Below are 10,916 nucleotides of genomic sequence, written 5' to 3'. Positions count from 1 at the left end.
CGGTCGCATCCGTACCGCAGGAGAACTTCGGTGCCATCGGCCCGATCTTCGCCATGGACCAACCCGCGTCCAGCGACCACACCCGCACCGCCCTCCGCTGGCGGCCCACTCGCCCGAGCCTCCTCGCGGACCTGGAGAACATCGATTCCTGATGCCGCTTGCCAAGCAGCGAGGGCGACAGGCGGCGTGAGCTCGTGGCACCGTCCATCTTGCAGAAAGGCCCAGAAGCCTTTGATGCAGAGGTCTTTGATGCGGCGGCGGGCGAGAGCACGTACGGCCTGCGCGGCACCGCGCGCTCACCGCCCGCCCTAAGCATCCGGTCACCGTGACCACGTACATCAGGGCCTGCTCCGGTCACCCGGCGAAAGGCGGAACCACTGCTTGGTTCCTCTTCCGCGATGCGCTCGGCAAGCACGGCTTGAGCCGGATAGGGCTGTCCGGGCTGCGCGATCCTGGTTCGGAGCAGGTAAACGGACGCCCAGGGACCGATGAGGTACCTGGAGTCGGCGCGACCGCGCGTGACCTCGCGGTCAGGTGGGGCCACGGTGCGGTCACGCCGATTCCAGGAACGCATGCAGGTCGCGTACCGCGCGGGCGACCTCTGCGGGCGCGTCGAACGGCTGGTTGTGGCCGCTCGGGATGCGCCGGTAGTCGAGGAGGCGCGGGAACCGGTCGGCGTGCTCCTCGCGCGGACGGGGGTGCAGTGCCGGATCCTCGGTGGGATCGAGCACGATCGCCGGGACGTCGACGGTCGGGAGAGCGGCCAGGAAGCGCTCGTCGTCCTCGTACTCCGCGGCGCCGGGCACCAGCCCGAAGCGATGTCGGTAGGAGTGGACGGCGACCTCGACGAAATCGGGGTTGTCGAACGACGGAGCCGTCCGTTCGAACTCCGCGTCGTCGACCGGACGTGTCGGCGACCACTCGCGCCAGAGCTGCGCCGCCAGTTCCCGCCGATGGCGCGTGAGACCTTCCCGGCCACGCGCGCTATGGAAGTAGTACTGGTACCAGTCCCGGCTCTCGTCCAACGGCGGCGCAGGCTCGGTGGACGCGGCGATGTCCTGGATGGAGTAGCCCCCGAGGGCGACGACACCCCCGGCGAGATCGGGGCGCAGGGCTGCGGCCACGCACGCTGCGCGGCCGCCCCAGTCGTACCCGACGAGGATCGGCGCCTGCAGCCCGAGCGTGTCCACGAGGCCCAGTACGTCACGCCCGATCGCCGCCTGTTGTCCGGAACGGGCCGTCGAGCGGGACACGAAGCGCGTCGCGCCGAAGCCGCGCAGATAGGGGGCGAGCACGCGCGCTCCCCCACGCGCCAGTTCGTCCGCGACGGCCTCGAAGGAGTACGGGTCGTACGGGAAGCCGTGCAGGAGCAGGACGGGTGGGCCGTCCGCGGGCCCCGCCGTCTCGATACCCACGTCCAGCGGACCGCTGCGCACGGAGACTCGGGTAAAGGTCACAACGACGACATTAGCCGGTCCGCAGAGCGCCGGTTCGGCGAGGCGTCGATCAGCAGCCCGCACCGGCCCTGCCCCCATCGCGCCGCCTACGCAGGCCAGTTCCCGGGAGAGAATGCTCATGCCGTCACGCCCGTGGCCCGTCCTCCCATCGGCAGGTGCCGGTTCACCGTCGTCGGGCAGGCGGGCCGCAGGAGTGCGGTCACGAATGGCCCACCACGTCTGCCCGCAGGTGGGCAGACAGGGCTCGCACCTGCTCCGGGTCACCGCCACCGGACTGCTGCGGTTCGGCCACTCCTGGGCCGCCGTGCACGCCCTCCACACCGTCCGCCCCTCAGCCGCCCACCCCACCGGACGATTCCTGCTCACCCTCATCCCCAAGGCGTATGCGGGCACCGGCGTCCAGGCTGTTTATCCCGGCCCGTAGCCACCGCGCCCGCGTCGGGAGACGGGGTGTAAGCATTTGTGCGCAGGATCATGAGGAAGGCTTTTGGCGCCACCGGCTGATGACATGATCGGCGCCGGGTACCCATAGGCTCATGACAGAAGTGGTTCAGGCGGGTCTGTGGGGGCTGGTTGCAGGTTCTGCGCTGCTCCTCGGGGCAGTGGCGGGTTTCGGGCTGCGGGTGCCGCAGAAGGTGATCGCGACAGTGATGGCCTTCGGAGCCGGCGTGCTGCTGTCGGCGGTCAGCTTCGAGCTGGTCGGGGAAGCCTACGAGCAGGCAGGACTGGCGCCGGCGGCTATCGGCACGCTGGCCGGCGCCGTGGCCTACACGGCGGGCAACATGTGGCTGGCCCACCGCGGCGCCCGCCACCGCAAGCGCTCCGGCCACCACCAGGACCAGACACAGCCCTCCGAGGACCAGCAGAGCGGTTCGGGACTCGCGCTGGCCTTCGGTGCCCTGCTCGACGGCGTCCCGGAGTCGGCGGTCATCGGCGTGAGCCTGCTCGACGGCGGAGCAGTGAGCCTGGTGACCGTGGCGGCGGTGTTCATCAGCAATGTTCCCGAAGGGCTGTCCAGCTCGGCGGGGATGAAGAAGGCCGGCCGCAGCAAGGCGTACGTCTTCGGGGTGTGGGGTGCCATCGCCGCGGCGAGCACCCTCTCGGCGGTCCTCGGCTACACCGTGGTCGGCGGTTTCTCCCCCGCCGTGATCGCCGCCGTGACCGCCGTGGCAGCAGGAGCGATCCTCGCGATGGTCGCCGACACGATGATCCCCGAGGCGTTCGAGGAAGCCCACCTGGCCATCGGGCTGGTCACGGTCAGCGGCTTCCTGGTCTCCTTCGCCCTCTCCCACACCTGACGGACCCGATCACCGTCGCAGGCGGGGACGGCCTTACGCCCGCTGAGGGTCCCAACAGACAGGGCCGATCGCCTTGAAGCGGTGGATCACATCGCGCACGGTGTCCTCGTCGGCCTGGACTGGCTACTGGCTGGACCGGCTACTCCTCGGGCTCCCAGGCGATCAGCTGCTCGAACACCTGCTGGTCGCCCTCGATCTTCGGGCCGCTCAGCGTCAGGCGGCCCCAGACGAAGAGAAGCAGCTGCTCAGCCGTGCCCGTGGCCGAAGCGGAGGGGAGCGCGGCGTCGTCCGTGAGGGGTGCGGGCCAGGCGCCGGTACCGTCCAGCGCGAGGAGCCAGGAGCGGCCTTCGGTGGCGTGGTAGTGGACGGTGGCGGGCTCGTGCGGCCAGGGCACCGGGGTGGAGTTGCAGGTTTCGAGGAACTCGGCCACGCCGTCGATCGCGACGTCCGCCGGCATCGGCTGCACGGCACCTGCGGCGAGCTGAGCGTCATAGGTGTGCACCAGCACCTCGTGCACCCGGCGGCGGGCGACGCCCCAGGCATTCGCCGGCGACATGCCAGCACCCCACCACGTCCAGCACTCGCGCTCCGGGCCGGCCTCGCGCAGCGCACGCAGCAGCAGCTCGTTCGACTCGGCGTACCAGGCCAGCAGTGCCTTGAGCTCGCGCGGCGCCTGTGCGGCGTCCTTGGCCGGCGCAGTCTCGGCCGGGCCCGCAGCGACGATCGCGGCCCACCAGCGCTGGCCCGTCCCCAGATGCTGCACCAGATCGAACAACGTCCACCCGGGGCAGAAAGGCACCGGCGCGCCGAGACTGGGCGTGGCGGCAACCGCACTGCCAAATGCGGCCGACCGCTCGTCGATCAGTTGCAGCAGGGCGCCATACTCAAGACTGTCTGTCACACCGCTTACCTACCAACCCAGTTCAGCAGACCGCACCCTATTTCTGAGGCGGTCATCGCGTGCACCGCGTGCGGGCTGATCGGCAGCGAAAGCGGCGTACGCCAGTCCGAGCACAAGTAGTGCTGCTGCCGGCGCACGTGCCGCAACGCGGCCTCGCTCTCGCCGTGCTCGGACGGTCTAGCGAAGGGCTCGACCACAAGGAAACGAGGCGTCAGCCAGAGTGGCACCGTGGGTCAGAGATAGGGCACCGGGGCCAGGACAGACGGACGACGTCGGTCTTCAAGGCCACAACCAGGTCTTGAAGACCGACGTCACGTCAGGCCCCCGAATTCACCATCAGCATCCCGGTGATACCGCGCCGCTCGCATGCCTGTGGGGTGCACAGGATCTTCTTGGAGGCGAAACGTGCGGTTTGCATGCGCATCACGGGGGGCTGCAGGGGTAGCTGTTGCCGGTGCCCAAGAAGATGGAGTTGATCGGGCTGAGATTCGAGACGGTGCCGTACGGCGAGCCGAAGATGATGGTGGTGCCCCTGCCAGTGGCGTTGTAGCCGGTGCACAGCTCCACCCAGGCGCCACCGTACTGGTTGTTCACCACGTAGTGGTCGCCGAACTGATTGCTGAGGTTGTGCGCGCCATAGGCCCAGTAGATGCCGCCGTCCTGTATACCCGAGTTCGGGTCGGCAGTGTTGTAAATGCAGACGGCTCCGGATGGGCATCCGTAGTAGGTGTCGTTGGCCTTCGCGGACGCGGTCCCGGCGGTAACGGTCATGACTGACCCCGCTACCGCGAGGACCGAAACCGCAATCCTCGCGAATTTACTGAAAATCGCAAGTACCTCCTCGTAAATAGCACTTCTACGGTCCACACCGACAAAAGTGGTGAGGAACGTGACTTTAAAAGACTGCGGCTCCCACGGTCCCTGACAGATGTCAGGGGGACCGGCCCGCCCTGGTGTATGGGGTGCCGGTAAGAACGCTGTCGCCAGCCGCAAACGATAGTGATCTTGTGGGGCGTCACCGGTGTGGGTGGGTCCGGGGCCGTACGGCTGCGGTGGGTGAAGCTCTGCGAGGACGATCGTCGATCGTGGCCCGTACTCCGTTGGACCTGGATGAACTCGTCGAGCGCTGGACGCTGTTGAAGGACGAGCAGGTGCTCGTGTCCGGCAAGCGCAGTGCGACGCGACTGTGCTTCGCCGTGCTGCTGAAGTTCTCTACGCAGTACGGACGGTTTCCCCGGAACCGGACAGGGCTGCCCGGTGAGGCCGTGGAGTTCGTCGCCCTCAAGTACAGGTTCCCGCATCGGAGTTGGAGTCCTACGACTGGACGGGCCGCACGGTCGAGTACCACCGTGCGCAGATCCGGGAGCACCTTGGTTTCCGGGAGTCCAGCGTCGCGGACACGGAGAAGCTGACGACGTATATGGCCGAGCACGTCGCGCACAAGGAACGCAGGCCCGAGCAGGTCCGGGTGGAACCCAGTCGCTCCACATGGCGCACCGCGTGGACCCGGACGCCGACAGCTCACGGCGAGCCCATCGCCCGCTCACCTGAACACCCCAGACGGCCTGGGCGGGGCGCGATCCGCATCCCCGAATGGACGCCCCGACCCAGTCTCACGCGAGCGGCCCCCGGCACACTCGCCGGGGCCCCGTCTCCCATGGGAGACGGATGGGAGAAAGATCTTCCCAATCAGGGCTAGCCAGGGCGAGTGGAAGCTAAGTAAGGCCAGGTAGTGGGATCGGATAGATGCAGGTAGGGACGCTGACCGGGCTTTGCGTCGGCGCAATCGTTGATCCTAACGATCACGATTCCCCCTCTGCTGTTGGCCCCGGAGGCTTGCCCGCTCCACCCTGCCACGGGAACCAGGTCTTGGTGAGTGCGTGTTTGAGGGCTCGAACACGCACGGAAGCCCGGCCCTCAAAGGGCCGGGCTTCGGGTCGCGACAGGCCGGAACGGGCGGGCAGGGCCCGGTCAGCCGTCCTACTTCGACGAATCGTCGTCCGTCGCCAGGCTGCCGTCGCTGATCGTCCGGTCGACCGTGCTGACGGTGTCCTGGAGGTCGAGTGTGCTGAGGCTGTTGAGGGCGTCACCGTCGAGGGAGTGGGACGGGGTGACGGCCGCCACCACGAAGCCGGTGGCGAGGGACGCGATGGCGAGCATGCTGCGCTTCTTCATGCCCCACTCAACTGCCGACCCGCCCTTGGGTCACGGTCGGGCCTTCCGGAACCCACGGTCGGCTCTTCACCGAATCCGCTGACATCCGATGTCCTGACCCGCTGTCAGGCGCCCTGAACCGGGCGAGCACCGACCGCACCGGGATCGGCCTTGTTGGCGCAATTCAACACAACCGCACGTACGGCTCGGATCGCACGCGCCAAGACGCAGGGTCAAGGCATCTGACGGGGTATCGAACAACCATGACCACACCCCTTCCACCACAGTGCAACAGGTCCTACCGTAAACGCGCATGGATGACGCGGACATGCGGACATCCAACCTTTCGCGAGTACGGAGGAACGTAACGATGCGTCACCTTCCCACCCGCACAACTCGCCGAAGAGTGGTCGGAGCACTCACCGCCGGGCTGCTCGGCGCCTTGGGCCTGACCGGTACCTGGGGGACGACCGGGCCGGTCCCGACCGCCGGGGCCGCGACCCCGGCCGTGTCGGCGTCGACCCCGCCGGTGTCTGCCGCGCCCGTGTCTGGCGCGCCCGTGTCGCCCGCGCCGGCCCTGGACGACGGTCTCGCCCTCACCCCGCCCATGGGCTTCAACAACTGGAACTCCACGCACTGCCGAGCGGAGTTCGACGAGGCGATGGTCAAGGGGATCGCGGACATCTTCGTCGACAAGGGGCTCAAGGACGCCGGGTACGAGTACGTCAACCTCGACGACTGCTGGGCACTGCCCGCCCGTGACGCCGACGGCAAACTGGTGCCGGACCCGGCCCGCTTCCCCGGCGGGATCAAGGCGGTCGCGGACTATGTGCACGCCAAGGGGCTCAAGCTCGGCATCTACACCAGCGCGGGCACGAAGACCTGCAACGACGCGGGATTTCCCGGCGCGCTCGGCCACGAGTACAGCGACGCCCAGCAGTTCGCCGACTGGGGCGTGGACTACCTGAAGTACGACAACTGCAACAACCAGGGCGTCGACGCCAGACAGCGCTACACGACGATGCGTGACGCCCTGAAGGCCGCCTCGCAGACGACCGGCCGCCCCATCGTCTACAGCATCTGCGAGTGGGGCGAGAACAAGCCCTGGGAGTGGGCGGCCGACGTCGGTCACCTGTGGCGTACGACCGGGGACATCAGTGACAACTGGGGTTCGATGCTCTCGATCATGAAGCAGAACCTGCCTCTCACGCAGTACGCCGGTCCCGGGCGGTGGAACGACCCCGACATGCTGGAGGTCGGCAACGGCGGGATGACGGACACGGAGTACCGCACGCACTTCTCGATGTGGTCGGTCATGGCCGCGCCCCTGCTCATCGGCTCGGACCTGCGGTCCGCGTCCGAGGAGACCTTCGCCGTCATCGGCAACAAGGAGGTCATCGCGGTCGACCAGGACCCGCTCGGCAAGCAGGGGGCGGTGCTCTCCTCCGAGGGCGGTCGCTGGGTGGTCGCCAAGGAGATGAAGGACGGCAGCCGCGCGGTCGCCCTCTTCAACGAGACCGGCAGCCCGCAGCGCGTCGCCACCAGCGCGAAGGCCGTCGGGTTGCCCGAGGCGGACGCCTACACGCTGCGCGATCTGTGGCAGCACAGGAGCTACAACACTGCGGGCACGATCTCGGCGACCGTCCCCGCCCACGGCACGGTCCTCGTGCGCGTCTCGGCCGACGGCCGGTGGGCCGTGCACCCGCCCGCCGTGGAACTCGGCGTGGACGGAAGCACGTTGACCGAAGCGGGGAGGGCGACCGCCCTGACGACGTCGGTCACCGGTCTGGGCCGCACGCCCGCGAAACGTGTCTCCGTCTCCCTGACCGGACCCGAGGGCTGGCGGGTGCGGGCCATGTCGCCGACCACGGCGGGCTCGCTGCCGACCGGCAAGGCGTTGCGCACCGGGTGGACGGTGACCGCGCCCGCCGGCACGCCCCCGGGGTCGTACGACGTGACGCTGAAGGCTGTGTACCGCTCGCCCGGCGGGGCGCGGGCGCAAAGCGTGCTGCCGCTCACGGCGACCATCGCGGTGGCCCCGCCGTCCGGCACGTCGGATCTCGGCGATCTCCCCTGGCTGTCGACCAGCAACGGCTGGGGTCCCGTCGAGCGCGACACCAGCAACGGCGAGAGCGCGGCCGGGGACGGCGGTCCGCTCACGATCAACGGCGCCGTGTACGCCACCGGGCTCGGCGTCCATGCGGAGAGCGCGGTCGAGTACTACGCGGGTGAGGCCTGCGAGACCGTCGGCGCACAGGTCGGTGTCGACGACGAGGAGGGTGCCGACGGGTCCGTCGCGTTCGAGATCTGGGCCGACGGCACGAAGGTGGCCTCGACCGGGGTTCTCACCAACGCGGACGCGGCGCAGGCCCTTGTCGCCGACGTGAGCGGGGCGCGGGTGATCCGGCTGGTCGTGACGGACGGCGGCGACGGGATCACGTCGGACCACGGCGACTGGGCGTCGGCGCGGCTCAATTGCTGACGCCGTCGGCCCATGGCGGGCCACGCAGTTCCCCGAGCCCCCAGCCCACCGGGGGGCGCGGGCCTGCCCGGGAGGGGACGGTAGTCGTCCGGGTGCGGGCCCGCCGTGGCGCGGCGCGCAGTTCCCCGCGCCCCCAAACCCCTCCCGGGCGCCAGCCTGCCCCGACGCCGAGCCCCTCCCAGGCGCGGGCTGCACGGATGCGGCAGTCGTCCGGGTGCCGGCCCATCGCGGCTCGGCGCGCCGTTCCCCGCGCCCCCAAACCCCTCCCGGGCGGTGTCGTGGTCCGTTGGCCGCCGAGCGGAGCCCCCGCACCCCGACCTCCCAGGGGCGCGGGGAACTGCGCGGCACGCCCCCACCGGCCGTCACGTCTCCGCGGCCGGCGGGCCCCACCCTCAAAACAGCGGGCGGCTCAGCCGACAACCACCGTGCTGCTCGGCCGGAGGCTCAGCGCAGCCGACGCCGCGCCCACAAGACCCGCGTCCGTGCCCATCTGCGCTGGCGTCACCGTGAGCCGCTGGACGAACGACAGCGTCGCGTAGTCGCGCAGAGCGGCCCGCAGCGGCGCGAACAGCACCTCGCCCGCCTTTCCCACTCCCCCGCCGATCACCGCGATGTCGATCTCCACGAGGGTCGCGGTCGCCGCGATGCCCGCCGCCAGCGCCTGCGCGGCCCGTTCGAAGGAGGCCGTCGCAACGGGGTCGCCCGCGCGGGCGGCAGCGGCCACGGCCGCCGCGGAGGCGTCACCTTCGGGGCCCGGCCGCCAGCCACCCTCGACGGCGCGGCGCGCGATGTTCGGCCCGCTCGCGATGCGCTCGACGCACCCACGGGACCCGCACGGACACAGATCGCCGTCGAGATCCACGCTGATGTGGCCGATATGACCGGCGTTGCCCGTGGGACCGGGGTGAAGCTTCCCCCCGAGGACCAGCCCGCCACCGACGCCCGTCGAGACCACCATGCACAGCGCGTTGTCATGGCCACGGGCCGCCCCCTGCCAGTGCTCGGCCGCCGTGATCGCCACCCCGTCACCGATCAGCTCGACGGGCAGCCCGTCCGTCACGGCACGCACCCGCTCGACGAGGGGGAAGTCGCGCCAGCCGGGCACGTTCACCGGACTCACCGTGCCCGCCGAGGCGTCCACGGGACCGGCGCTGCCGATGCCGACCGCCGTGACCCCGCTCCACAGCGGCGAGGCGGTCAGTTCGCCGAGCACGGCCTCGACGGCCCGTATGACGATGTCGCCGTGCTCCTGCGCGGGCGTCGGCCGCTGGGCGCGCAGCAGGATCCGGCCGTGGCCGTCCACCAGCGCTCCGGCGATCTTGGTGCCGCCGATGTCGAGCGCGGCCACGAGGTCGGTGTGCATCAGTGTCAGTTCTCCCGATCGGATCCCGATTGGACCATGAGGAAAGGGCAGGCCGGTCGCGCGGTGGGGAGAGCGGGCCGGAGAAAGCGATGGACAGTCTCTCTCGCATCTGACAACGTTGTCCAGGCTCTATGCTCGACGCCACATCCCGATCCGGGTGCCCACCGGGCCCGTCAAGCCCGACGCGGCCCCACAGGACTACAGGACAGGACAGCGCATCGTGGCCGAGACCACCCGCCGAACCGAGAGCCGCTACGGCAACCGCCCGACGATGAAGGACGTCGCCGCGCGTGCCGGGGTCGGCCTGAAGACGGTATCGCGCGTAGTCAACGGCGAGCCCGGGGTGACCCCCGACACCGAGCGCCGGGTGCAGGAGGCCATCGACGCGCTGGGCTTCCGGCGCAACGACAGCGCACGCGTGCTGCGCAAGGGCACCACCGCGAGCATCGGCCTGGTCCTTGAGGACCTGGCGGACCCCTTCTACGGCCCGCTGAGCCGGGCGGTGGAAGAGGTGGCCCGCGCCCATGGCGCCCTGCTGATCAACGGCTCCAGCGCCGAGGACCCGGACCGCGAGCAGGAACTGGTCCTCGCGCTCTGCGCGCGCCGCGTGGACGGGCTGGTCGTCATCCCGGCGGGTGACGACCACCGCTATCTGGAGCCCGAGATAAAGGCGGGCGTCGCCACGGTGTTCGTGGACCGCCCCGCCGGGCAGATCGACGCGGACGTCGTGCTCTCCGACAGCTTCGGCGGCGCTCGCGACGGCGTCGCGCATCTCATCGCGCACGGCCACCGCCGGATCGGATTCATCGGGGACATGCCCCGCATCCACACCGCCGCCGAGCGGCTGCGCGGCTACCGCGCCGCGATGGAGGACGCCGGCATCCCGGTGGAGCCCGACTGGATGTCCCTGGGCGTCACCGGCCCGGAGCGGGTCCGCCTGGCGGCCGAGACCATGCTCTCGGGCTCCTCCCCCGTGACCGCGGTCTTCGCGGGCAACAACCGCGTGACGGTCACGGTCGTACGGGTCATCGCGGAGCGCGCCCGCCCGGTCGCCCTGGTCGGCTTCGACGACATCGAGCTCGCCGACCTCCTCCAGCCCGGGGTCACCGTCGTCGCCCAGGACGCCGCCCAGCTCGGCCGTACCGCCGCCGACCGCCTCTTCCGCCAGCTCGACGGCTCCCTCGTACTGCCCGAGCGCATCGAACTGCCGACCCGTCTGATCACCCGTGGCTCGGGTGAACTGCCGCCCTCCGCCTGATAC

Annotated in this window: 10 protein-coding genes; 5 read left to right on the top strand and 5 right to left on the bottom strand. The window is 70.1% G+C overall.

The features are described 5' to 3' along the window. Positions 1 to 551 precede the first annotated feature (551 nt). Positions 552 to 1,457 (bottom strand): alpha/beta fold hydrolase, encoded by a 906-nt coding sequence (locus ACH4DZ_RS41765; RefSeq protein ID WP_398294578.1) that lies wholly within the window; start codon positions 1,455 to 1,457, stop codon positions 552 to 554. Positions 1,458 to 1,662: 205 nt separating this feature from the next. On the opposite strand from ACH4DZ_RS41765, the gene ACH4DZ_RS41760 reads away from it, so the two are divergent. Next, on the top strand, positions 1,663 to 1,881 hold the full coding sequence (locus tag ACH4DZ_RS41760; protein ID WP_398294576.1) for a hypothetical protein: 219 nt from the start codon (positions 1,663 to 1,665) through the stop codon (positions 1,879 to 1,881). 112 nt (positions 1,882 to 1,993) lie between these two features. Continuing rightward, on the top strand, positions 1,994 to 2,755 hold the full coding sequence (locus ACH4DZ_RS41755; protein ID WP_398294574.1) for a ZIP family metal transporter: 762 nt from the start codon (positions 1,994 to 1,996) through the stop codon (positions 2,753 to 2,755). 139 nt (positions 2,756 to 2,894) lie between these two features. Here ACH4DZ_RS41755 and ACH4DZ_RS41750 read toward each other — a convergent pair whose 3' ends face one another. Then, positions 2,895 to 3,656, bottom strand: coding sequence for a maleylpyruvate isomerase family mycothiol-dependent enzyme (locus ACH4DZ_RS41750; RefSeq protein ID WP_398294572.1), 762 nt, complete (start codon positions 3,654 to 3,656; stop codon positions 2,895 to 2,897). Positions 3,657 to 4,079: 423 nt separating this feature from the next. Further along, on the bottom strand, positions 4,080 to 4,427 hold the full coding sequence (locus tag ACH4DZ_RS41745) for a hypothetical protein (RefSeq protein ID WP_398294570.1): 348 nt from the start codon (positions 4,425 to 4,427) through the stop codon (positions 4,080 to 4,082). Between the two features lie 182 nt (positions 4,428 to 4,609). On the opposite strand from ACH4DZ_RS41745, the gene ACH4DZ_RS41740 reads away from it, so the two are divergent. After that, positions 4,610 to 5,068 (top strand): DUF4158 domain-containing protein, encoded by a 459-nt coding sequence (locus tag ACH4DZ_RS41740; protein ID WP_398294568.1) that lies wholly within the window; start codon positions 4,610 to 4,612, stop codon positions 5,066 to 5,068. Positions 5,069 to 5,636: 568 nt separating this feature from the next. Here ACH4DZ_RS41740 and ACH4DZ_RS41735 read toward each other — a convergent pair. After that, positions 5,637 to 5,831, bottom strand: a complete 195-nt coding sequence (locus ACH4DZ_RS41735; protein WP_398294566.1) for a hypothetical protein — start codon at positions 5,829 to 5,831, stop codon at positions 5,637 to 5,639. Between the two features lie 349 nt (positions 5,832 to 6,180). Here ACH4DZ_RS41735 and ACH4DZ_RS41730 point away from each other — a divergent pair, with 349 nt between their 5' ends. Next, positions 6,181 to 8,292, top strand: coding sequence for an NPCBM/NEW2 domain-containing protein (locus tag ACH4DZ_RS41730; RefSeq protein ID WP_398294564.1), 2,112 nt, complete (start codon positions 6,181 to 6,183; stop codon positions 8,290 to 8,292). A 409-nt stretch (positions 8,293 to 8,701) separates the two neighbouring features. On the opposite strand, the gene ACH4DZ_RS41725 is transcribed toward ACH4DZ_RS41730, so the two are convergent. After that, positions 8,702 to 9,655 carry an ROK family protein gene (locus ACH4DZ_RS41725; RefSeq protein WP_398294562.1) on the bottom strand — a complete coding sequence of 318 codons (954 nt, stop codon included), beginning with the start codon at positions 9,653 to 9,655 and terminating at the stop codon, positions 8,702 to 8,704. A 220-nt stretch (positions 9,656 to 9,875) separates the two neighbouring features. Here ACH4DZ_RS41725 and ACH4DZ_RS41720 point away from each other — a divergent pair, with 220 nt between their 5' ends. Further along, positions 9,876 to 10,913 carry a LacI family DNA-binding transcriptional regulator gene (locus ACH4DZ_RS41720; RefSeq protein ID WP_398294560.1) on the top strand — a complete coding sequence of 346 codons (1,038 nt, stop codon included), beginning with the start codon at positions 9,876 to 9,878 and terminating at the stop codon, positions 10,911 to 10,913. Positions 10,914 to 10,916: the final 3 nt, after the last annotated feature.

Origin of the sequence: Streptomyces sp. NPDC017991 (assembly GCF_044328075.1) — a bacterium.
GTDB lineage: Bacteria > Actinomycetota > Actinomycetes > Streptomycetales > Streptomycetaceae > Streptomyces.
The sequence above is the reverse complement of the archived record's forward strand: the minus strand, read 5'-3'. Positions and strand labels throughout refer to the sequence as shown.

Coding starts and splice junctions, on each gene's coding strand:
- ACH4DZ_RS41760 (WP_398294576.1), top strand. CDS start 1,663: ATGGCCCACCACGTCTGCCCGCAGGTGGGCAGACAGGGCTCGCACCTG.
- ACH4DZ_RS41755 (WP_398294574.1), top strand. CDS start 1,994: ATGACAGAAGTGGTTCAGGCGGGTCTGTGGGGGCTGGTTGCAGGTTCT.
- ACH4DZ_RS41745 (WP_398294570.1), bottom strand. CDS start 4,427: ATGACCGTTACCGCCGGGACCGCGTCCGCGAAGGCCAACGACACCTAC.
- ACH4DZ_RS41735 (WP_398294566.1), bottom strand. CDS start 5,831: ATGAAGAAGCGCAGCATGCTCGCCATCGCGTCCCTCGCCACCGGCTTC.
- ACH4DZ_RS41730 (WP_398294564.1), top strand. CDS start 6,181: ATGCGTCACCTTCCCACCCGCACAACTCGCCGAAGAGTGGTCGGAGCA.
- ACH4DZ_RS41725 (WP_398294562.1), bottom strand. CDS start 9,655: ATGCACACCGACCTCGTGGCCGCGCTCGACATCGGCGGCACCAAGATC.